At 27.5% G+C, this 24,600-nt stretch carries 19 protein-coding genes; 14 read left to right on the top strand and 5 right to left on the bottom strand.

Annotated features, from left to right (window positions below; translation table 4 throughout):
* From T395_RS03665 to rplT, 6 genes are all read left to right on the top strand, one after another.
* A partial coding sequence (locus tag T395_RS03665; protein ID WP_029512590.1) for an IS3 family transposase occupies nucleotides 1–325 on the top strand: 325 nt, incomplete at its 5' end.
* A 219-nt stretch (nucleotides 326–544) separates the two neighbouring features.
* Nucleotides 545–1,444: a nucleotidyltransferase gene (locus T395_RS0100670; protein WP_029512589.1), complete on the top strand. Its 900-nt coding sequence runs from the start codon at nucleotides 545–547 to the stop codon at nucleotides 1,442–1,444.
* Between the two features lie 68 nt (nucleotides 1,445–1,512).
* Complete coding sequence (locus T395_RS0100665) at nucleotides 1,513–2,163, top strand: hypothetical protein (protein ID WP_029512588.1); 651 nt, start codon at nucleotides 1,513–1,515, stop codon at nucleotides 2,161–2,163.
* A gap of 260 nt (nucleotides 2,164–2,423) precedes the next feature.
* Nucleotides 2,424–3,020, top strand: coding sequence for a translation initiation factor IF-3 (gene infC / locus T395_RS0100660; protein WP_029512587.1), 597 nt, complete (start codon nucleotides 2,424–2,426; stop codon nucleotides 3,018–3,020).
* A 29-nt stretch (nucleotides 3,021–3,049) separates the two neighbouring features.
* Entirely contained in the window at nucleotides 3,050–3,238 is a 189-nt protein-coding gene (gene rpmI / locus T395_RS0100655; protein WP_006608899.1) for a 50S ribosomal protein L35, read from the top strand.
* A 61-nt stretch (nucleotides 3,239–3,299) separates the two neighbouring features.
* Nucleotides 3,300–3,650: a 50S ribosomal protein L20 gene (gene rplT, locus T395_RS0100650; RefSeq protein ID WP_029512586.1), complete on the top strand. Its 351-nt coding sequence runs from the start codon at nucleotides 3,300–3,302 to the stop codon at nucleotides 3,648–3,650.
* 729 nt (nucleotides 3,651–4,379) lie between these two features.
* Here the strand turns inward: rplT and T395_RS0100645 are convergent.
* Entirely contained in the window at nucleotides 4,380–4,751 is a 372-nt protein-coding gene (locus T395_RS0100645; protein ID WP_029512585.1) for a PTS sugar transporter subunit IIB, read from the bottom strand.
* Between the two features lie 70 nt (nucleotides 4,752–4,821).
* On the opposite strand from T395_RS0100645, the gene trpS reads away from it, so the two are divergent.
* The 3 genes from trpS to T395_RS0100630 are packed head-to-tail and all read left to right on the top strand — an operon-like array spanning nucleotide 4,822 to nucleotide 8,007.
* Nucleotides 4,822–5,817, top strand: a complete 996-nt coding sequence (gene trpS, locus T395_RS0100640; protein ID WP_029512584.1) for a tryptophan--tRNA ligase — start codon at nucleotides 4,822–4,824, stop codon at nucleotides 5,815–5,817.
* A gap of 8 nt (nucleotides 5,818–5,825) precedes the next feature.
* Entirely contained in the window at nucleotides 5,826–7,574 is a 1,749-nt protein-coding gene (gene thrS / locus T395_RS0100635; protein WP_029512583.1) for a threonine--tRNA ligase, read from the top strand.
* A complete protein-coding gene (locus T395_RS0100630) occupies nucleotides 7,567–8,007 on the top strand; it encodes an MAG3450 family membrane protein (protein ID WP_029512582.1) in 441 nt (146 codons plus the stop codon). Before thrS ends, T395_RS0100630 begins: the two co-directional genes overlap by 8 nt.
* A gap of 36 nt (nucleotides 8,008–8,043) precedes the next feature.
* Here T395_RS0100630 and T395_RS0100625 read toward each other — a convergent pair whose 3' ends face one another.
* From T395_RS0100625 to T395_RS0100610, 4 genes are read right to left on the bottom strand one after another with little or no spacing between them, the layout of a single operon-like run.
* Nucleotides 8,044–8,484: a bis(5'-nucleosyl)-tetraphosphatase gene (locus tag T395_RS0100625; RefSeq protein ID WP_029512581.1), complete on the bottom strand. Its 441-nt coding sequence runs from the start codon at nucleotides 8,482–8,484 to the stop codon at nucleotides 8,044–8,046.
* 53 nt (nucleotides 8,485–8,537) lie between these two features.
* Nucleotides 8,538–10,001 (bottom strand): magnesium transporter, encoded by a 1,464-nt coding sequence (gene mgtE, locus T395_RS0100620; RefSeq protein WP_029512580.1) that lies wholly within the window; start codon nucleotides 9,999–10,001, stop codon nucleotides 8,538–8,540.
* Nucleotide 10,002: 1 nt separating this feature from the next.
* Nucleotides 10,003–10,584 (bottom strand): diadenylate cyclase, encoded by a 582-nt coding sequence (locus tag T395_RS0100615; RefSeq protein ID WP_029512579.1) that lies wholly within the window; start codon nucleotides 10,582–10,584, stop codon nucleotides 10,003–10,005.
* Complete coding sequence (locus tag T395_RS0100610; protein ID WP_029512578.1) at nucleotides 10,584–10,883, bottom strand: hypothetical protein; 300 nt, start codon at nucleotides 10,881–10,883, stop codon at nucleotides 10,584–10,586. Before T395_RS0100610 ends, T395_RS0100615 begins: the two co-directional genes overlap by 1 nt.
* Before the next feature lie 134 nt (nucleotides 10,884–11,017).
* On the opposite strand from T395_RS0100610, the gene T395_RS0100605 reads away from it, so the two are divergent.
* The 5 genes from T395_RS0100605 (at nucleotide 11,018) to T395_RS0100585 (ending at nucleotide 24,589) form a co-directional block, all read left to right on the top strand.
* The gene (locus tag T395_RS0100605; protein WP_029512577.1) at nucleotides 11,018–12,814 is read left to right on the top strand and encodes an ABC transporter ATP-binding protein; all 1,797 of its coding nucleotides are present in this window, start codon (nucleotides 11,018–11,020) and stop codon (nucleotides 12,812–12,814) included.
* Nucleotides 12,807–14,621, top strand: coding sequence for an ABC transporter ATP-binding protein (locus T395_RS0100600; RefSeq protein ID WP_036458305.1), 1,815 nt, complete (start codon nucleotides 12,807–12,809; stop codon nucleotides 14,619–14,621). The genes T395_RS0100605 and T395_RS0100600 overlap by 8 nt, the downstream gene beginning before the upstream one ends.
* A gap of 63 nt (nucleotides 14,622–14,684) precedes the next feature.
* The gene (locus T395_RS0100595; protein ID WP_051617759.1) at nucleotides 14,685–15,725 is read left to right on the top strand and encodes an endonuclease; all 1,041 of its coding nucleotides are present in this window, start codon (nucleotides 14,685–14,687) and stop codon (nucleotides 15,723–15,725) included.
* A gap of 129 nt (nucleotides 15,726–15,854) precedes the next feature.
* Nucleotides 15,855–18,215, top strand: coding sequence for an endonuclease (locus tag T395_RS03720; RefSeq protein ID WP_051617757.1), 2,361 nt, complete (start codon nucleotides 15,855–15,857; stop codon nucleotides 18,213–18,215).
* Nucleotides 18,216–18,355: 140 nt separating this feature from the next.
* Nucleotides 18,356–24,589 (top strand): MGA_1079 family surface serine endopeptidase, encoded by a 6,234-nt coding sequence (locus T395_RS0100585; RefSeq protein WP_029512573.1) that lies wholly within the window; start codon nucleotides 18,356–18,358, stop codon nucleotides 24,587–24,589.
* Nucleotides 24,590–24,600: the final 11 nt, after the last annotated feature.

The following is a 24,600-nucleotide window of genomic DNA, read 5'->3' as shown; positions in this document are numbered from 1 at the left end:
TATAAAGTTTAAAAAACCTTGAATTCTTCACTCAGATCACGGATTTCAATATTCATCATCTAAATATCTCGATGTAGTTGCAAAAAACAATGGAAATGTATCTATGGGCAGGGTCGGAAATTCATTAGATAATAGGGAAGTTGAATATTTCTTTTCAAACATCAAATCTGAGTGTTTAAACTTTGTAAATTACAAAACAATTTGCTTTGATAAACTCAAAAACATTATCAAAGATTACATTGAATGATATAACAATGAAAGATTTCAATCTGTGTTAAATTGAAAAACACCTCAACAATATTGAGATGCTTTGAGTTTTTTATAAATTGTCTATAAAACTTGTCCTAGTTTAAACTAGGACAAAATAGCTATTTTAAGTTAAAAATATTAGGTTTTAACATTAAATATGTATATTATGAGTATTATTAAAAATATAAAACTAAAAAGGTGTATATAGTTAATTACATACATTGGTTTTTATTATGAATTTATGATTAAAATTTATATTAAAAAGCTTTTTAAAATAATAATATAAGGGGCAAAAATGATTGGTATAGTAGTTGAATATAATCCATTTCATAATGGTCATATTAGACAATTAGCATGAATTAAAAAAGAGTTTCCTAATGAAAAAATTGTCATTGTTATGAGTGATAAGTTTTCGCAAAGGGGCGAATTAATTGTGGCACCTTTTAAACAAAGAAAAAAAATAGCTAAGAAATATGGCGTAAATAAAGTTTTGAAACTTTCTTTACAAGAAGGTGTTCAAGCAGCTCATATTTTTGCTAAAAATGCTATAAATAAGCTTTATAAATATGGAATAAACAAATTAGTTTTTGGTTCTGAATCGAATAATCCTGAACAAATGATTAAATTAGCACAATTTTTAAACAATAATCAAACAAATTTTGATGAAAAAATCAGATATAACATTAAACAAGCTAAATTGGCTTATCCAAAGGCTTATCAAATGGCTCTTGAAAATCTTTCAGGTCAAAGTTTTATTAAACCAAATGATATATTGGGTTTTGAATATACTAAAGTAATAGTTAATAACAATTGACCAATAAAAATTTTTACACTCGCAAGAAATGTTGACTTTCACAGTCAAGAAACCAATCAAAACTATGCATCCGCCTCATTATTACGTAATATGCTTCTTAATAATCAAGATATTACTTATTTTTCACCAATGAAAATTAAGAAAATGCCTAATATGGAAAAGTTTTATAGCAAATTTAAAAAAATAATGAGTACATCTCCTTTAACCAAAATTAAAAAAATCCCTTTAGTTAGCGAAGGAATTGAAAATTTATTTTTAAAACATTTGAATTGCAGAACATATAATGAATTTATTGAAAATTGCACTTCTAAAAGATACACAGCTAGTCGAATTAAAAGAATAATGGCTTGGATTGTTACAAAACAATGAAAAAAGCTTTAGTTTTAAAAGAAATTTAGAGCTTAAAAAACATAATAGCTTTTTGTAATAAAATAGCATTAAGGAGAATTATGAAAATCAAAAGAAAACTTAGTACATTAATCATTCCTTCGTTAATTTTTACAGCGCCAATGGTAGCAAGTAGTTGTAATAATAATGTTAGTTTTTTGAATCAAAAATACAAAGAATTTAAGCAAAAATATAATCAAGCTTTAGAAGAATATGCCTATCAAATAGTCTTTAACAAAGAACAAATCGATAAAGACATTGAAACTTTAAGAGAAATGGCTTCTAATAATCAATTGCGCTATATTTACGGTGACAGAAATGAATTAGTACCAGATCAAATGAATAAAATTCCTAATTTACCATTTAATTTAGCTGATTTTACAGCTGAATATTTAGTTGCTAGACAATTAGTATCAATTAAATTTAATGATGAAACATTAAACCAAAACATAACAATTAAATATGCTCATATTCATGAGGATACTTCAAATGGAACATCAATCAGTTTTAAAATCATTGATCAACAATATGGTAAAAATTTTGCTGTTGCTTCAAATTTGATAAATATCAATAATCTTTATCCTCAATTAATTAGATATGGAATTACTCATACACACTATGTGTGAAACCCTGAGGCAAAAGATCCTATGCCACTTAAAGAAGCTTATTCGTATTTATTATCTACTGAATTAAAATACAAATTAAATGACTAAAACAACTATAAAATAGTCCTTTTGGATTATTTTTTATTTGTTAAATTTATATCTATATATAAATTAACTTTATGATAAAATAAAAAGGCAATTAGTTAATTGCAGAAAGTAGAAAATATTCTCACCTGATAGCCAAAGGTTATGGGTTCTTAGCTACAATTAAAGTCTTTAAAATTTTAATGTAGATTGAACAAATTATTTATCTATTTAAGGAGTTTATTATTCAAACAAATAAAAGTAAAAAACCTACACCTGAACATATGGTGAATGAAAACATTCCCTTTGGAAAAGTGTATGTAATTGATGCTGACGGAGAAAAGATGGGTGTTATGCCTACCCGTGAAGCTATTGAAAAAGCTAAGGAAAGAAAATTAGATTTAGTCTTAATTAGTGTTGAACCAAAACCAGTTGTTCGTATGTTAGATTATGGGAAATTTAAATATGAACGTAAGAAAAAAGAAAAAGCAGCTAAAGAAAAACAAACTTTTGTTCAAAATCGTCAAATCAGACTTACTCCAATGATTGGAGACCATGATTTACTTGTGAAAAGCAGAAAAGCTAGAGAATTCTTGCTTGATGGTGACAGAATTAAAGTTAGTTTAAAATTTAGAGGTCGTGAGTTAGCACGTAAAGAATTAGGTGAAAATAAATTAGCTGATTTCTTCAAAACATTAGAAGATATTGCTGAAATTACCAAAGAACCTACATTAGTTAATGAACGTTTCTTAGATATGTATTTACAACCTAATAAAGTTAAAGTAGCTAAATATAAAAAAGAAAATAACTTAGTAGATAAATCAACTACAACTAGAGAAGATAAAGTTGATGAACAAGTTGATAATTCTGATGAAGAATAATCACACTTTACTTCGTGAAAGGGGCTATTATGCCAAAAATGAAGACCAAGAGCGCTCTAAAAAAACGTATTAAAGTTACAGGAACCGGAAAAGTAATGCGTGAACAAGCATATCGTTCACATTTAGCACAAAATAAAACCACAAAACAAAAACGTCAATCTCGTAAACGTGCATTAATGCATGCCTCAGATCTTAAAAGATTTAAAGCAATGTTTTAATCACAACTTTTATTAAAGTTGACTAAATTAATATTATTTAAAATAAGTAAAGGAAGTAAACATGAGAGTAAAAGGTGGAACAGTTACTAGAGCAAGACGTAAAAAATGATTAAAGTTAGCTAAAGGTTACTTTGGTCACAAATCAATCGGTTACAAAGTTGCTAAACAAGCAGTTGTTAAATCATGAACATACGCTTTTAGAGACCGTAAACAAGTTAAACGTAATTTTAGAAAATTATGAATCGCTCGTATTAATGCAGCAACACGTATGGAAAACTTATCATACTCACAATTTATTAATGGCCTAAAGAAAGCTAACATTACAATTAACCGTAAAATGTTATCTGAATTAGCTATTAATGAACCACAAGTATTTTCACAACTTGTTGCTATTGTTAAAGCAGAAAAATAATAATTAAGCAAGGTTTAACCCTTGCTTTTTTAAATAAAATGGCAACAAATGCAAAACAAAAACAAGGTATCAAAGAGCTAATACCTTGTTTCAAATTATTCTTAATTTTGTAAGACGCATTATTTTGCGATTGTAAAAATAATAAAAAGAAAAGGAGGTTATGAATGAAAAAACAAAACAACTTTTCTAATTTCATGAATTATAAAAGAATGATTTTTTTGTTTTGAAACAGTGTTACCACTTGTTTATCACACTATAATTAACAACAAACATTTTTTATATAAGTATTTACGAGTTAAGAGTATTAAATAAATTAAACAAAGAGCAATGTTTGAATGCCTAACAAGGCATGAATAGTTAATTAATATAAAAAAAGATATAACAAAAAAATATAAGATTTACAAAATTTGATGTTTTTAGAATTTAACAACACTAATTATTTGACTGATTTTAAATGATAAAATGATTTGATTTATACCTTAAATTAAAGAAATGTAATAAATAAAAATTAATAAGGCGTTTTTAGCAAAGAGTTTAAAAATCTTTGAATAAGATTTCTTTGTTTAAGGGATTTAATAAAACATATATACGTGATCCGATAAAAAAATAAAAAACGTGACCTGATAATTAAAATATACAAAAATAAAAATATACGATTTTTAACTAAAAGATTTTAATAAATAATCCATAGAGGGGGATGACATTTCCCCCATCTAAATTATATTCTTTTTACTGTAGAGAAGGCAATTTTTCTAATGATTTAGCTAAGATCTTAGCAATTTCGCCAACAATTAAGGTAATTTTTTGCTGATTTAACATAATCCCAGAAACATATTTGAGATTTTTAATAGCTTCCACATCAATTTTCGCGCGATCTAAAAAACTAATTTTAACATTTGAAAAGGTGTGTGAAATTTCTGTTATATTGTCATTTCCCCCTAAAAAAGCAACTAATTCTGTTAAATTAACATAGTTTGGCAATTCAGCATCACCTTGCAAAATTGCTTGTTGTTTTTTAGCTTGTTTTTTTCAATATAATCAGCAAAAGCCTAGTGTACAAACGGTAATTAAACCAATTAAAAATTTATCTTTAACTTTCATTGCTTTATTATATTAAAATTAAGAAATAAAGTAAAATTTTAAAAGTTTAATAATAAAAAGAGGTGTTTTTATGAAGCAAAGATTAGTTAGCGGTATTAAACCAACTGGTGATTTAACTTTAGGCAATTATATTGGTGCTTTAAAAAATTTTGTGCAACTTCAAGAACAATATGATGCTTACTTTTTTGTGGCTGATTTACATGCTTTAACCACTGGCAAAGTTAATCCAGAAGAATTAAGAAAAGCTAGATATGAAATAGTAGCAATGTATTTAGCTTGTGGTTTGGATCCTAAAAAATCAACTATCTTTTTTCAAAGTGATGTAGTTGAGCATGCCGAAGCACAATGATTGATGACTAGTGAAGTATCAATTGGTGAATTAAATCGTATGACACAATTTAAAGATAAAGCTCAAAAAGTAATTAAGCAAGAAAACGGTACTGAAAAAATTCCTGTTGGCTTATTAATGTACCCTGTTTTAATGGCGGCCGATATTCTTATTTACAATGCTGATGTAGTGCCGGTTGGCGAAGATCAAAAACAACACCTTGAATTAACGCGGACTATTGGAAGTAGATTAAATAAAAATTACAAGATGAATCTTACTATTCCTAAGGGTATTATTCCACCAGTAGGAGCAAGAATTAAATCATTAACAGATCCAAACAATAAAATGTCAAAAAGCGAAAATAATTCTAAAGCAACAATTTATTTACATGATGACCCAGAGGTTGCTTACAAGAAGATTATTAAAGCAGTAACAGATTCAGAAAACAAAGTTTATATTTCTGAAGATAAAAAAGGTATTTTAAATTTATTACACATTTATGCTGCGCTAAAGAACACCAGCTTAAAAGAAGCTGAAAATACCTTTAAAACAGCTAATTATGGCGAATTTAAACAAGCAGTAGCTCAAGTAGTTAAAGATGAATTAATTAAAATTCAAAGTAATTATGAAGCTGCTAAAAAACTAGTTGATCAAGTTGTTAGCGAAGGTGCTAAAAAAGCTAAAGCAATTTGTTCACCGATTGTTAAAGAATTAAAAAACAAAATGGGTTTTAATTAGAGGTTAAAATGAAAATAAAAGTAGATAAACAATTAAACCACACCACAAGCCACCTTTTAGGGGCAGCAATTGAAAAACTTTATCCAAATGTTAAATTAGGTTTTGGACCAGCAACAGATGAAGGTTTTTATTATGATTTTGAATTTGAACAACCTTTTAGTGTTGATGAATTAGGTAAAGTTGAAAAATTAATGAAAAAATTAGCTTCACGCAATTTAGAAACAATTCAAATTCCAGAAAGTGAATATTCATTTGAAAACAAACCATATAAAAAAGAGTTATATGACGAATTAAAAGCACAAGGCAAAGAAATTACTTTCTATGCTTTAAAAGATCCGTTGAATGGCGAAATAGTTTTTAAAGATCTTTGCGCAGGCGGTCATGTGCCAAGTACTAAAGTTATTAAACATTTTAAATTACTTTCAATAGCTGGAGCTTATTGAAGGGGTAATAGCGACAACATTCAATTAACTAGAATTTACGGTACAGCTTGAGACACTAAAGAAGAATTAGACGCTTATTTAAATGTGCTTAAGGAAAGAAAAGAAAGAGATCACCGTAAAATTGGCAAAGAAATGAAAATTTTTGCTTTTGACTATTTAACAGGTCAAGGCTTTCCAATTTGATTAGAAAACGGGATGTACATTCATAATGAAATTCGTAATTTAGTGCTTAAATTAGACCGTAAATATGGCTTTACAGAAGTTTTAACTCCACACTTTGGTAATGAAGAGTTATATAAAATTAGTGGACACTTAGCACATTACAAAGACGATATGTTTAGCCCATTAATCGTTGAAAAAGAAAGATTAATTCCTCGTCCAATGACTTGCCCACACCACATTATTTGCTATGGTATGGAAAAAAGATCATACAGGGATTTACCAATTAGATATTCAGAACAAAGCCAACTTTATCGTTATGAAAAATCAGGTGCTTTAACAGGACTTGAAAGAGTTAGAGGTATGTTATTAACTGAAGGTCACTTATTTGTTAGAGAAGACCAAATTGAAGAAGAAATTAAATTAATGTACCAACTAATTGAAGAAACCTTAAAAATCTTCAAAATCAACATTAGCTACATTTCATTATCTTTAAGAGATAAAAATGAAAAAGATAAATATTTCAATGATGACAAAATGTGAGATTCAGCTGAAAGAATGCTTAAAAAAGCTCTTGATGATATGAAAGTAAATTATGAAATTGTTGAAGGCGAAGCTGCTTTCTATGGTCCAAAAATTGATATTCAAATTGATACTGCTTTAGGTCATGAAGTTACCGTTTCAACAATTCAATTAGACTTCTTACAACCTAAAAACTTTGACATTTCTTATGTTGATAAAAATGGCGAATTAGCTCGTCCGGTTATGATTCACAGAGGCTTAATCGGTACATATGAAAGATTTGTAGCTATTTTACTTGAACAAACTAAAGGTAATTTACCTTTCTGATTAGCCCCAAAACAAATTTCAGTTATCCCAGTTAATAACGAAGAAAACATGGCATATGCTAAAGAAGTTAGCGAAGCATTATTTAATTATGATTTCAGAGTTAAATTAGATGACAGAGATGAAAGATTAAGTAAAAAAATTCGTGATGCCCAAACTTCAAAAGTTAAATACCAAGTAATTTTAGGTGCAAAAGAAATGGAAAGTCAAACCATTTCATACCGTGAATATGGTAAAGAAGAAACAGTTAATTTAACCTTAGATGAATTCGTAATGATGCTTAATAAAAAGAAAGCAAATTATGAATAAAAAAAATGCCAAAACTAACAATAAAAAAACAAGCTATAAGGCTTTGTATAATACTTTATTTTTAAGTTTAGCAGTAATTATTCCGCAAGTATTAATTTATATTTTAGGAACAAAAGATTTACAAAACATTTTAATTAAACCAATGTGATTGGTTTTTATATTAACCTATGGAATAGGTGTTTTGGTAATAAACGCAAATCTTTTGCTTTGCAAATTTAAAGTCTTAACACTCCGCTCAATTAATTTTACTATTCCCATAATTATGCTGTTTTGATTCATGATTTCAACAGCTTATATTGATAAATTTCCATTATATGGCAGATTAATTGGAGCAGTAATAGTAACTGTAGTTTTCTCTCTTATTACTAATATAATTATTGGTAAAATGGAAGATAAACTAATTGAACAAAATACCAAAAAGCCTATAAAATAGCAAAAAAACAACTTTTGTGTAACATAAAAGTTGTTTTTATTTTACTTCATTGGTGCTCTTTAGATTGATAAAGTCTTTGTAAGCATTGTTCAAAATTTCTCTTACAGTTTTAAATTTAATTAAATTAAGCGCGCGTGAAATCGATATAAATTTAGCTTTTAATAATTCAGAAGCTTGAAATTTAGGTTGTTTGTTGTGTGAATATTGGGCTAAAAAATAGATAACTTGTTTATTATTGCCATTGGTCAAAACATATTCATTTGAATATTTATAATCGATGAAAAATTGAATTTTATCCAATTGAACTTCTTCTCATATTTCTCTTTGTGCTGTTTGAATTTCACTTTCGCCATTTTCAACATGGCCTTTTGGGAAACCTCAATTTTTATTAATTTGCTTAATTAATAAGACTTTTCATTCTTTCTTGAATTTTTTAAAGATTATTGCCCCACATGATTTTTCGTTTATTGTTCTCATATGTTAATTATAGTTTGAAAAAAACAAATAAAAAAGAATACCTGAAAGTATTCTTAAATAATTACAAATGCTTTGAAAATTCCGTATGAAAGACCTAGTAATAAAGCAATTGCGAATATGTTAGCTAAATTAGTAAGTAAAATAGTTGAAACGCTTGAAGGGTCTTTTTTCATTTTTAAGTAAATTAAAGGCATTAATGAACCAATTAAGTTGGCAATGATTAATGTAATTAAAAGCACTAATGAACTTAAACAAATCATTGTTCAAACAGTTTTAAGTTGAATATTAAAAGCCACATTTCAACTTGATTGTAATAAATCTTTGGTTGCTAAATAGTAAAGTGATAATCTAGCGAAGTTAGCAATGGCTATAATCGAACCAATGATTGAGGCAACAATAAATTCTTTCAAAATAACTTTTTTATAGTCTGTTTCATCAATTTCTTGTAAGGCTAAAGCCCGCGAAATTGTTACATTGGCTTGAATTGAACCACTAGCTATAACTGTAATTAAAACTGGAATTAATGAACCAAGCAAAATTGTTAATTTTTGATTTGAGTTAGCATCAACTTTTAATAAATTAAGTGTTATATTTACGACAATTTGTAGCACAGTTGCTAAAAGTAAAGAAATTAGCAATCAGAAAATTCTGTTTTTAACTAATGTGTATCAAGGTGTTTTTAGATATTCAGCATCATCTTTTTCACTTGTAGTTATACCTGCTATTTTATAAAGATCTTCAGTTGCTTCATCATTTATAACATCAATAACATCGTCGCTGGTAATCATTCCAATTAATTGCTTTTCGTTATTTGTAACTGGTAGAACTGACATGTCATGATCACTGAAAATTTGTGCAGCAAATTCTTTTTTATCATTAGCTGTCACTGAAGCAACTGGTGAATAAATATCTTCGATTTTGGTTTCTGGATTAGCAAATAAAATTTCTTCTAAAGTTAAAACACCTAATAAACGATCAGCGCCATCAACCACATAGTAGTAATGTACTAATTCAGCGCTACGTTTTTTGTAATCACGTCTAATTTTGTTTAAGGCTTGTTCACAGGTATATTCGTTAGAAATGCTTGAAATATCAATGCTCATGATACTGCCGACTTCATCGTCTTCATATCTAAGCAATTTGTTTAATTCTTCTCTTTTTTCTAAAGGTGTATAAGCCAAAATTTTTGAAGACACATTTTCTGGTAATTCATCTAAAACATCAGCTAATTCATCGCTTTGTAAGTTTTGTAAAAGCTTCATTCCTCAATCTTCGCTAAAGTTTTCAGCTAAATTTTTTTGTACTTCTTCGTCTAAATATGAAAATAATTCCGCTGCTTCTTCACTTTTAAGCAATTTTAAATAAGTTTGCTGTGATTCTAAATCTAGCTCATTTAATTGTTCAGCAATTTCAGCATTTGGAATTAAATCAATAATTTCTTGTGCTTGATCTTTATTTTTATTTTCAATACATTCTTGTAATTTTTTTAAAAGAATCTCATCACTATATTCACTCATTTTAGTCCTTCAAGTATTTAATTAATTGTTCTTGGAATTGTTCTAATCTAATATTGTAAAATGTTCCATTTTTAACAAATTTAACATCGCCAGTTTCTTCACTAACAATGATTGTTGCCGCATCACACAATTCACTAATTCCCATAGCAGCACGGTGGCGCGCGCCATACTGATTATCAATTGATTTTTTAGTAATTTTATAGAAAGTAGCTGCATAATAAATTTTGCTATCTCTAATAATTACAGCGCCATCATGAAGTGGGCTGTATTTGTTAAAAATAGAAATTAGCAAACTAGAACTTATGTTGGCATTTAAAATTATTCCATCAGTTCTTAAGTTATCAATATTATCATTGTTTTCAATGGTGATTAAAGCCCCGATTTTATTTTTTGATAAATATTCAACCGCTTCTCTTAATTGGTTAATTAATCTAATTTGACTACTTTTACCTAGCTTGTTATAGCGGTTTTTTAACAATTTTTCCTTAATTTTGTTAATAACAATTGGTAAAACAATCACCACAAAAATTAAAGATAAGAGTACTAAGATTGTTATTAAAATTGGTAAAACTGCTTCGTTCATTATTTTCCTAAATTACCTATTAACAAGGCTATTAAGATTAAAACCACGATAATTGAGCCTGCTAAAACCACTGATAAAATCTTAATAATTAATTTCTTTTTATATTCTTCTGGGTTGATTTTTTCAGCTTTTAATAAGCATTTTTCATCTTGGCATTCGCCATTTTCTTCTTCAACTTCAACCAAAGCTGGATGTTGTAATTCATAAAGATTTTCTTCATGAAGCTGAATTAATAATTCACGTCTTTTTTGAATTTTTTCTTCACAAATTGCTGGATCACGATCTTCAATTCTTGCCATTTTGCACCTCTAATTAATATATATTTTAATTATATATAAAATAAAACTAATTAAAATTTAATAATCAATTTAAAAAACTAATCAATAAATATGTTTATAATTCTTAAATAAACAAAAATGCAAAGGAGGCAAAAATGTTCCGCATTTTCAAAATGTTGTCTTGAAAACTAAAGTTATTTGGTATTTTGGCATTGATTTTATCTTTATTACAGCCAATTATAGCCACAACAATACCAAGTATTACAAGAGAAATTATTAATTTAGCAACTGAAAGTCAAGTTGATAAAATTAGTTTGCTTTTCTGAAATATTACAGTTAATAGTCATCAAGAAGCATTGACAATAATTATTGTTTCAACATTAATATTAGCTTTAACTTTAATGTTAGTTTCATATTTTGCCTCAATATTGGCTTGAAAAATGTCAATTTATGGGGTTTATGAACTAAGAAAAAAATTGTTTAATCATTTATTAACTTTGAGTCAAAGTAATTTTGATCAATATAGCGAAGGAACATTAATCACTCGTTTTACTGCTGACATGATGAAGTTAAAACAAGGCTTAAATACTATGGTTAGATTTTTATTTGTTTCACCTTGCTTTTTCATTTGAGGTTTAGTTTTTTCAATGTCAACTAACTTATATTTATCAATCAGCATTTTTGTAGTTGTGCCTTTTATTGCTTTAGGAGCATATTTGGTAATTCGTAAATTATTTCCGCTTTATCGTAGAGAAAATGTTACTTTAGATCGTTTAAATAATGCGGCTAAAGATGACTTAAACGGAATAGCAGTTATTAAATCTTACAACTTAGAGAAAAATAGATTTAATAACTATAAACAAATTAGTTTGGACTCAAGAAAAACTGCTATGGGGATTAACTTACTTTCAGCAACTGCTTGACCGATTATTGACTTAATTTCATTATTAGGCAATGTTGTATTATTCATAATTATAGGCATTTTAATCAAAAATGATAATGTACCAAACGCTAAAGAAATTAAAGGAATTATTTTCCAATTTTCTTCATATTTAGGCATGGTAACTAACTCAATTTTCTTTACTTTATTTACTGTAAATCGTTTATTGAGATCACAAACCGCTGCTAAAAGATATGTGGAATTATTAGAAAGCCAACCTGAAGTTAAGTCAAATAATTCAAGCAATTATTTAACTAATGGTGCAATTGAATTCAAAAATGTTTCATTTAAATATCCTCAAAATAGCCAAGATAATACTAATAATGATTTAGTTTTAAAAAACATTAATTTCAAAATAGCTAGTGGTCAATTAATTGGTATTATTGGCAAAACAGGCAGTGGAAAAAGTACTTTAGCTAAATTAATTGCTCATGAATACAATTTAAACGAAGGCCAAATTTTAATTGATAATATAAATATTAATGATTTAAATTCAAATGATTTTTACGCCAAAATTTCCTTAATTTTACAAAAGCCAAAACTACTAAGTGGCTCAATTAGACAAAATTTAACTTTTGTTAATGACAAAATTAATCTTGAAGAAATTAACTTGGCTATTGATATTTCCAACTCTGATTTTATTTATGATTTAGATTCCCAATTAGACTATGAATTAACGCAAAAAGGCAATAATTTATCTGGCGGTCAAAAGCAAAGATTGTCAATAGCCCAAGGGATTAATAAAGATTTAAAAATTTTAATAATTGATGATGCAACTTCAGCGCTTGATAATCAAACAGACTATCAAGTTAGACGAAAACTTAAACATAAATTTCAAAATACAACAATGTTAATCATTGCCCAAAGAATCAATGCTATTAAAGACGCTGACAAAATTATTGTTTTAGACAATGGCAAATTAGTCGGTTTTGATAATCATGAAAACTTATTAAAAAATAATCGTTATTATCAAGATCTTTATCAAAGCCAAATGGAGGTTGAAAATGCCTAGATTTAATGGAATGGTTTTTGGTAAAAACAAAGACAAACTTAAATTACGCGACTTTTTCCAGTTTTTAAAACGTTTTAGAATTAATCCTTTGGCTTGAATAATAATGTTTTTTATTGGAGCTTTAATTCCGCTAGCTTCAACATTAGCATCTTTATTAATTGGTTATATGGCAGATTACTTTTTTGATGCACAAATTTTGCAAAAAGGCGCTTTTGAATTTAAATATTTTGCTTTATGTGTTGCCGGTTTAGCCTTTTGTTATATTTTGAACAAAGTTTTAACTTTAATTCAAAGAAGATTTTTTGATAAAGCAATCATTGATATGATTTTTGAATTAAGAATTGAAACATATCAAAAAATTCAAAAAATGCCCTTAAGTTATTTTAGTGAGCAAAAAATTGGTAATTTAATGTCGAATTTAACTAATGATATTAATAACATTATGCAAGCTTTAATTGACATGCTCACTAACTTCATCGTAGTTATTTTTCAATTTGTAATTATTTTTATAATTCTTTTTATTTATGCGCCAATTTTGGCGGCTATTGCCATTGTAACAATTCCTTTGTCAACTTATATTCTTTATTTATTTATTAAAAATAATCAAAAATATTTCATTAAACAACAAGAATCATTAGGTGATTTTAATGCTTTTTTAGAAGAAGTTTTAGAAGCAATGCCGTTAGTGAGAATTCATAAACAACAAGACAAAATTAGCAAAATGTTTGATAAGTATAATGAGGCTTTAATAGCTCCCGATTATAAATCAGCTAGAAATATTGGTTTCACTTATCCTTTTATACATTTTTCAAAATTTGCTAATTTGTTAATTATTATTTCGGTTGGGTGTTATTTGATTTTTAGCAATATTAGTGGCGGTGGAATTCAACCTTTAAAACCAGGTTTATTAATTACTTTCTCAATTTATATTCTGAATTTAGCTGATACAACATCACAAATTTTAGAAATAACTAGCAATGTTCAGTTGGGCTTAGGTGGAATTGCTAGAATACAAAAAATTTTAGCTCTCAAACATAAAGAAGAAGCTAAATTAAACGAATTAGACTATAAAAAAGGCAAAATAGAGTTTAAAAATGTTAATTTCGCTTATCCTTCATTCCCAGAAAAAACTGTTTTACACAACATTAATTTCACAATTGAACCAGGTCAAACAATTGCTTTAGTCGGCAAAACAGGAAGCGGAAAAACAACAATTGCTAAATTATTATCACAGTTTTATTCGCCAACAAGTGGTCAAGTGTTAATTGATGACCAGCCCAGCGAAACAATTAGTGAAAAATCTTGAAGAAATTATATGGATACTATCTTACAAGATGTCTTTGTTTTTGAAGCTACACTTAGAGATAATTTAACCTTGTTTAATAAAGACATTAGTGACGAAAAGATCTATGAAATAGTTGAAAAAGTAGTTGGTATTGATTTTATTAAACAAATGCCAAAAGGTCTTGATACCTTTTTAAAATCAAATGCTAAACAATTAAGCCAAGGACAAAAACAACTTATTTCAATTATTCGTGCTTTAATTTCGGCAAGACCAATAATTATTCTCGATGAAGCAACAAGCGATATCGATACAATTACTGAACAAAGAATCAAAAACACAATGGATTATTTAATCAACAATTGTTCATCATTAGTTATTGCGCACCGTCTTAGTACAATTATTAATGCCGATAAAATTCTAGTAATTGATAATGGCCAAATAATCGAATCAGGAACTCATCAAGAATTAATGAAAAAAGAAGGCTATTATTTCAAACTTTACAATACAGGCTTTCAAGAATAATTAACTAGAATATGGTAAATTTCCATATTCTAGTTTTTTTATGCTTGATATAATTAAAAGGTTATGAAATTTAAGACAAAATTAAACAAAATGCTTTTATTAAGCACGATGTCATTTTCAGCTATTCCTTTCTTTATTTCAGCAGGTTGTTCTAATCAACAAGCTGCAAAAACAACAACACCTGCTGAACCAATTAAAGAAGATGAAAAAGACAAAAACGATTCGGGAAAGCAAAATAATGCTTTTGATTCAAGGTTAGTATATGATTCAACCAATAATTATTATGCTCCAGCTCAAGGCAAAAGAGGAGCTGAACTTTGAGAAGCGTTATTTGCTATTCAACAAGCTAAAAGAACTCAAATAGGTAATAATTATGGTCAATTGTACGATATTTACAAAAATGTTTATCTTGATAAGTTTTTTGAAAAAGATAACACTATTCTAGATATTTATAGTGAAATTCCTGATGGTCAAGATCCATATGAATTTGTTTTTGAAAATCATGAAGGAAATGCATCAGATGGTAGCGGAGTTGCTAGAGAAGGCAAAACTGCTAAAGAAGAAGGCTACATGTACAATAGAGAACACATGATTCCTCAATCTTGATTCAATAAAGAACCAATTACAAGAAGTGACCCTCATTTTGTTTTACCAACAGATAAATTAGTTAATAACAGAAGAGATAATAAACCACACTTTGTTGTTGAAAATCCAACATGAACTTCTTTAAATGGCACAAAAATTGATTCAACCTTTGCTGAACCCATCGATGTTTTTAAAGGCGATACTGCCAGAATTTATTTCTATTTCCAACTAACTCACAAAAACGCAAACAATCCAAAATCTGAAGCTAAAAATGTTTTCAAAGATGTTTTCCCATATTTTACAGATCAATTTTTAACAGTTTATAAACAATGAGATAAGCAAGATGAAGTTGATCAAATTGAAGTTTATAGAAATAAACAAATTGCTGCTTATTACACAACAAATGACAGAATTGGTTTAAGAAACCCATTTATCGATTATCCTAACTTGCCAGAATTAATTTGAGGCGAAGGTAATGAGACTTTTGTCGATAGAGGTGTTTTAATTGATATTAAATAGTCCGATAACACTCTTTAGAGTGTTATTTTTTATATATTTAATGCTTAAAATAGCATTTTTTTCTTTAAAAAGCTTCTTTTGAGATTATTTACAACATAATCAATTAATAAAAAATATAATTATAATGTTATGAAAATAAGTAAATTAGTTAAAAAAGTTCAATTATTAAGCGCACTTTCAGTGGTTTCTTTACCCATTGTTTTAAGTGCTGCATGTCAAAATGACAAAAAAGAAGTCACACCAACCCCGCAACCAGATCCAACACCTCAACCAGTACCTAACCCAGGTAATGGAAGCGGCAATGGTGAAACAGTAACACCAACAAATCCAAACCAACCTGTTAATGACAATCCATCAACATCTAACCCTAGCAATGGAAATAGTGAAGGAGAAACAGTAACACCAACAAATCCAAACCAACCTGTTAATGACAATCCATCAACACCTAACACAGGAAGCGAAGGCGGAGATGCAGAAAATAATCCTTCGGTTTCTCCAAATCCAGTTGTAAATCCTGCTGTTGATTCGGCTAATTTAACAGCTAATTTTGATATTAACGCGAATTTAGATAAAACTAATCTTAGACAAGCAATTGAAACAAATGCTTCAGCAACTAAAAAACCATACACTTTCATTTATGATAGACAAACAGGAAAAATTTCAATTGTTCAAGGAAAAATTAATTGAGCAGAAAAGGAAAATTGACCATTAATTGCTACTATTAAAACAAGTTATATTAACTATAACGATCAAAATGCTAAGCAATTAGTTCATTCTGATGAACCAACATATATTAGCAGAGGCAAAACTAAATTAAGCAACAAATTAAAAGTTGAATTAACAGGTAATATTGCCAAATTCTACTTTAAAACAGCTCTTTTCAACCCACAAGGAAATCATACTATCGATTCGAAAACTTGTTATTTTGAAGTTAATTTAGAAACTTCTCCAGCTACCGATGTAGAAAACAATCAGCCTAGTGCAGATAATTCAAATGTTTCAAATACTGGTTCAGGTAATGAATCGTCTGAAACCGCTGGCGAAAATAATGTAATCACAACTAATGATACCGAAGCAATGACTGCCTTTCAAAATGGTAAAGTTAATGTAACTAGCTCATTTTCTAAAGGCCAAAATTTTAATGTTGAAAAAATCAGAAATGCTATTGAAAGAAATGAAGCAACTGAAGGTAAGAAAAAACCATTTACATTTGGGTATGATAGAAATTCAAAAACTATTTTATTAAGTGAAGGTAATTGATCATGATCAAATGCCTCTTCATATGATAAGTTAGTAGTTGCAAGTGATTCATTTATTGGCAATAAACAATTAGCAAACGCTACAAAACCAACATATACAAGCAATGGAAAAACCAAACTAAGTAGTTTTTTAGAAGCAAAAATTATTGACAATTATCTTTACATAGTATTTAAAAAAGCAGTTTATCAACAAAATGGCAACCACATTGTTGATAATGAAGTAAATTATGTGAAGATTAATTTAAATAGCCCAGATGAAACATTTGATGGATCTACTTCAACTTCAACAAATACAACTGAAGACAATCCAACAGTTAATAATGATTCATCATCAACTGATTCATCAAGCAGCTCTATTACATTAACAAACTCTAATGTAAATTATATTTATGACGCAAATAATAACTATTATGCAGCAGCTGAAGGAAAAAGAGGGGCTGAACTTTGAGAAGCTCTATTAAAAATCCAAAAAAGTAAAACACAACAAATTGGTTCATATGCCGACTTATACAAAATTTATAGATACTCTGATATTGATAAATTCTATGAAAACGATGGAACAATATTAGATATTTATAGTGAAAATCCAAATGGAAGTGATCCATATAATTTTAAACCTAATCAATACGAAGGAACTGGCGGAAGTTCAACAGGCAATAATCTAAATGGTGGTGAAGCTTCAACTTTCAATAGAGAACACATGATTCCACAATCGTGATTTAGTAAAGTTGATCCTACGAGAAATGACCCACATTTTATCTTGCCAACTGATAAATATGTAAATAATAGACGTGGTAATTTACCACACTTTACAGTAAATAACCCAACTTGAACATCATTAAATGGTACAAAAGTTGATGGAACTCATGCAGAACCAATCGATATTTTTAAAGGTAATACTGCTAGAATGTATTTCTATTTCCAAATTACACATAAAAATGCAAAAAGTGGCAGTGGTCCGAGAGTTTTCCAAGATGCTTATCCTTATTTCAATGATCAATATTTAACAACATATAAAAATTGAGCAAACGCCGATCAAGTTGATATTGTAGAAGTAACAAGAAACAATGCAATTGCTAAATATTATGAAGACAATAACAGAGCAGCAACTGGCATGGGAATGAGAAATCCATTTATTGATTATCCTAACTTACCAGAATTAATTTGAGGTTCAGGAACTGAAGTATTCCACAACCAAGGTATTTTAGTAAACGTTGAGCCGGCTCAATAAACTTTACACACTAGCAATAGTGTGTTTTTTATAAAATGCTATTTTAAACATCAATTTGGCAAATATTTATTATTAACTATTTCAATGCTAACTAAATTAATATAATTAATTTAAAAATAAGCTTAATTAAAGGGGTGATTATGAAATTTAAAAAAGCCAAATTGCAATTCGCATTAAATTTATCTTTACTAACACCAATAGCAATCTTAAGTGCTAGTTGTATTAAAAATAATAAAGATAACTTTGATTACGAAAAATATTTCAATAATTTAACTGTCAAGTTTGATTACCCAAACAAATCTAACACTATTGTTGATGATGCCAAAATTGACCAATTAACTTATGAAATAGGCAAAAACGAAAAAAATGCTAAACTAATTAACTTATTAATTAAAGAGAGAAAAAATACATCTATTATTGTTATTTTCCAATATCAAATAGGCACAAAGACAAGCAAGGTTTATGAGGCTGAAATTAGCGGATTTGCTGATAAAAACCTCTTGGCAATTAAAGCTGAAAAAGATAGATTGTCAAACATTGAAGCAACTTTTATCTATCCAAACAAAGAAAACACACTTTTGAACGAAGTTAATGTTGAAAGCATAGAACATTCATTGCCAGAAAATAGTAATGCTCTAGTTGATAATTTACAAATTATTGAAAGAAATTTTGAAACAGGCACATTAACTTTTTCATATTCTTTAATAAGCAACAAAATAATTAATAATCAAAATATTAGTTTGGATAATAAAATTGCATCTTTAAATAAGTTTAAGGTCATTACCAAACCAACTGTTGAAGAAATTAATCAAGAAAAATTACGCTTAAAAAATCTTCCAGTAAACGCTCAAATAACTAATAATTCAATAATGGCCAATAATTTAAATGTTGAAAATATCTATGATTATGTAGTTTTTGGAACAGAACAAGCCAAATTACAAGTAATAAAAATCAAAAGCTTTGATGATTTAACAGGAACCGCTATTATTGAATATAAATTGATTTCTATAAAAGAGCAATTTGAAGGCGTTGAATCAGAAATTATGGAATTAACCATAGGCAACAATGATTCTTACTTTAAAAATGAAGCCGAACGTATTAATGAAATTGCTAATTTAGACTTGCTTTATAATGGATCTAACACTTTATTACCTTCAGAAGTGGATTTGAGCACTTTTACATTGAATGAAAACAATCAAAATATTGTTTTAAATAACATAGTTAAAAAAGAATTCGATGACAACACAGGTAATTTAATTCTTGAGTATAATATTGCTTCAAAAACTTACCCTAGTGTAATAAGTTCAAAGAAATTTACCAAAAGTTTCACTCTAGATTCATGAAATAATAGAAAAATAGCAGAAAAAGTTAGATTAAATAATTTGCTTGATGATGAAAATGTTGAAAAAAATATTAATTATAATGGGGCTAATAAAAATGAAGTTTTACCTTCATCTTTAAATATAAGCGATTTTTCTGCTTCGATTAATTCTAATACTGAGGCAAATATTGTTATTAACAATTTGGTCCAACAAAACGACACAAGAGGCTTAATTGAAATAGAATATCATTTAGTTTCAAACAAAAACCATTTAGAAAGTGTTCAAAGCAAAACTAAAACATTAATAATTACTGGTTTTATGACTGAAGATGAAGAAAAAGCTAAAAAAATAAATGAAGAGCAAGATAGAATAAATTCATTGAATCCGACTATTTCATATATAAATAAGGAAAATGAATTAGCTTCAAAAGCTATTGTAGCTAACTTTTTTATAACAAATAATGAAGAGTGTCAAGATGTACAAATTACAAATTTAAACATCTTAGAGGCAAATGATTTTGAACAATGAATTTTAATTACTTTTAACTTACAATCAACAAAAACTGATTTAGTTAATGAAAACATACAATCAAATTTATTGACTCAAAAAATTTTTGGATTTAAAAAGGGTTTATCTCCTGAAGAAATTCAAGCTAATGACAAAAGAGAGTTAAATAATTTAAATATTACTTATGAATATTTAAATAAAGAAGACATTATTGCTACACAAGCTATTGTTGAAAATATAACTTTCAATTTGCCGAATTCAACTATTTTATTTGAAAATGTGGAAATTATTGAAAGTGATGATTTGGAAAAAAGCATAACTTTTAAATATCAATTGGCAAAAATTAGTGCTAATAATAAAAAAGTTTATTCGGAAGAAAAATTTGGCAAAATCTTTAATTTCAGAGAAAAAACTTTATCAGAAAAAGAAGTTGAATTAAAAAATTCATTCGAAGAAAACTATGTTCCTGCTTTTAGCCCACTCTTAAAAAGCAATCCGAATATTAAAGTTTATGCAATAAGTTTAAATGAAAACAACTCAAAATATTATTTGAATTTATCAAATAATATTGGTGCAAATGTAAAAGTTAAAAAAGTGGCAATTAATCCTGATAATTTAAATCAAGCTTTTGTTAATTTAGTTGTTGAAAAAGAAGGTGTTGAAGTTGAATTACAACAAACTTTTAATTCTGAACTAAATATAAATGAAATTTTAGACAAGATTCAATTTACTAAATTAGATGATTTATTTATCATTGATTATCAATTATTAATTTCTCTGCCAAATGCAAAAGTTTTAGAAAATGAAACTATCCGTAATTTAGTTTTTAAACCCAAATTTGAAAAATTACAAAATTACTTTGATTATCATCTTGATCTTAATTCACTTGAGAATGTCTATACACAAGTTGCAAAAAATGTACCCTCAAATGAAGAAACAATGACTAGTGTTCAAACAAACACTTATGACATTAAATTGAAAGGGAATGTAAAAATAACTTTCAATGGCTATGAATTAAAAACCTTAACTAATTTAACAACAAACAAAAACAATAATCAACGTGATTGACAAAATAAATGAAATATTATGACTTATTTTGGTCAAGATGGCTCAATTTTTTCATATCAACCAACAGATTATTTTCTTAATAATCCATACTTTTTAAATGAGCAAAATTCTAAAAAAGATATTAATGCTTATTTTGAAGAGCAAGTGAAGGAATTAATTACTAAAAAAGTTGAATATCAAAATATTCAATTGAATAATTTAAGTGCAAATGATGCTCTAAAACATCAATTATTCAAAGAAGTTTTACTTAAAAACTTCAATTTTGATTTTGGCGAATGAACTTTTGATGGTTTTTATGACTTAATCGAAGAAAATCAAGGTCATAAATTTTACATTTATACTGTTGATATTGACCCTATACGCCAATCTACATCATTGAAATTCTTATTAAAACTAAAAAAAGGCGAACAATATATTAAGTATCCTTTTGTTTGAAGAAACGCTGAAATTCCACTTAATGCTGATGAATTAGTTTTATATAACATTATTCAAAATAGTAAAATTGACGATTTATTTGAAAAAATAATTGTCAAAGATAGTAATTTAACTCATTCAAACTTTTTAGCTTGTGAAATATGAAACAATTTTGAAAAAATTTATAAGTTACCAAATTATGGTGAATATTCAATTCATTTAGTGCCAGAAGAAGAAAGAGATGAAAAAACTAAGCAGGTTGATGAAATTAATGGCATAGCCTACTTACAATTTGGTTTATACAAAAATGGCACATTCGTGCCTGGCATGAAAACATTAGTTTATGAACTAAAATATTGTAAAAGGGCAAATCGCTATACTTATTTACCAAAAGATAAAGAGTGATTTGACCAAAATGACTTTATTAATGAGCAATTTGACAAACCAAATGAAGATATCATAAGTAAAATTAATCAAATTAATGGCACAGATTTCACTTACAATTTTGCCCAAGATTCAAAAAGAACAATTGATCCATTAATTTTAATTAAACAAAAGGCTTGAGATAAGCTTAATTATTTACTAGCATTTACAACAGATGAAGATTCTTCAAGTGAAAGTGAAACTAACGAAGAAGAAAATGTTGATAATGGCTTTGAAAATGTTGAAAATGAGCCTAAAGAGACCATACCAGAAGATTTAAAACGCATTCACAAATTATCAGAAAATAAATCGGCAGTTAACATTGCAAAAGATTTAGCTAAAGATTATTATATTTATTATTTTGATGTTTCGGGTGGTTATTCAGAAAAGGAAAAAGGTTATTTAAGTTTTAAATTAGGGTTTATAAACAAAAAGAATCCACAAATCAGATGAGCTACTAATCACAATATTGATTTATATTATTTAGAAAATGATTATGCCTTATCTGCCTATAAAGAAGCTTTAATCAACTCAATTACTTGAGAAAATATTATCATTAACAACCAAATAAATAACATAAGTAGTGATGAATTCGTTGCCAAAATTAATGTTAAAGATGAAGAAATTAATTCTTGATTAAACATTAATAATTTAACTTATCATGATAAAACAATTAAGAATATTTTTGGCAGTGATGGTAAATTTAGATTTAGCCAAGCCAAAAAAATTCAAGGTTCAAACAGTGTTTTTATTAAATTAGAATTTTCTCCTTCTGCTTTTGTTGAAAAGGACACTGTTAAAGGCGACATTTGATACGAAATCAACACATTTAATGATGTTTCTGATAGTGTTCAAAGCATTGATGAAAAAGTATTATTAGATAATTTAAGTGCAATTTATGGTATGAAAAAAGTGTTTTTAGCCAATCACAGTGTTTTAAGAAGAAGAAAAATTGAATTTAATTATAAAGATGTTATTTTTGATTTAGCTGATAATAAAAGAGAAGTTAATTGATTATTTAAAAAAGCTTATTATCAACCACTTTTACAAAATGAAGTACAAAATGCTAAAATCAATTTCCATTTCCACACTAATTTAGCTTATTTAGACAATGATAGAATCGATCGCATTCTTAAATTTGACCGCGGTTTAAATGTTGAATTAGATTGAAACAAGCTTGTAAAAGAAAAACAAATCATTATTAATGGCCAAACTGAAAATGTGGCTAATAAGGTGGCTAATTATCAGTTAACCTTCACTTTGACAGATGAAGGAATTAAGTTTAATTACAAATTATTAGGTGATGAAAATTATCAAATAGTTGGTAGTAATATTTTAGAAACTCTAAAAGCTTATAACTTTGATGCCAATACAGAAAATGACAAATTTAGCTATGAAAAAGCCGTTTTCTTCAACACAACATATGGAGCAACAGCAACAATAAGTTATAAGAATAACATCGAAAATGAAACATTTAACTCAATTCCAACTAACCAGTTTAACTATCAAAAAATGAGTTATACTCAAGAAAACATGCCAATTATTATTTACAATGAGAAATACAATCAAGATAAGTTATTTGCTTATGACCCAAACCAAAACTTGCCTTATAAATTCCATGAAGGTTATAAATTAGATATAGAATTTCTTCATCCGAATTATGAAAATAAAACACTTGAGGATATTATGCTTAGAACCATTTCATTTTATAATGGTTCAAGCTTAATAGTTGGTAAAGCTAGCAAAAATCCTAAAGATGGTAAATATTATGGCATAACAAACAACCATGTTGTTAATAACAATGGCAATATAATTGACCCAACAGCACGCTCGTGATTTACTAGTCCAAATATAACTAGAAGTGGTTATGAATTTGAAAACGATGTTGATGGTGGGGTTAAATATCATAATGATTTATATACTGTTGCCACACCTATTTTCCCATTCTGAACGGGACATGATCAAATTAGCGAAAATGGCTTAATTAAAGATAAATATGTTGATATTACTTTCTTTTTGATCGATATTAATAAAATGATTAAAGAATTAAAACGTCAAGGTAAATTCGCAACTGCTATTTGATATGAAAAATTCTTGAAGCTTGATAACTTAAAATTAAATAATTACAATGTTGATAATATTTATAACACTGTCCAAGAGTTAAATAAAAAAGGTATATCAAGCTGAGAAAGTTCACCTGAATATTACACAGGACATCTACTTAATGGTTTCCCAAAACAAAGACAAAGTGGCTACATAATTAATAGAAATCAAATTAATGATAATCGCGAATTTTTCGCGCGTCCTAAAGATGAAAGTAAAAATTATGTCCCAATATTCTTCTATGGTGGTAATAGTGGAACTGGAGTAATAGATGATTACGGAAATTACATTGCAACAATTAATTCAGGCATACCTTATAAATGATTAACTGCTTGATATGGTTATTCAAATGTAATTGATAGGAATAAGAATTTTGTTAAATTTGATTTCTTCGGAGTAGGTAAAAATGGTGAAAATCCTTTGAGTTTAACAAATATTAACTCTGTCGCATCAAACATTATGAAATTAAATGCTTGAGATCCGACTATTGAGCCACCTTATTGATTGAATAATAATAAAAAACTTAATGAAAAATAACAAAAACAAAT

Source organism: Mycoplasmopsis iners ATCC 19705, from assembly GCF_000701805.1.
GTDB classification, from domain to species: domain Bacteria; phylum Bacillota_I; class Bacilli_A; order Mycoplasmatales; family Metamycoplasmataceae; genus Mycoplasmopsis; species Mycoplasmopsis iners.
The sequence above is the reverse complement of the archived record's forward strand: the minus strand, read 5'-3'. Positions and strand labels throughout refer to the sequence as shown.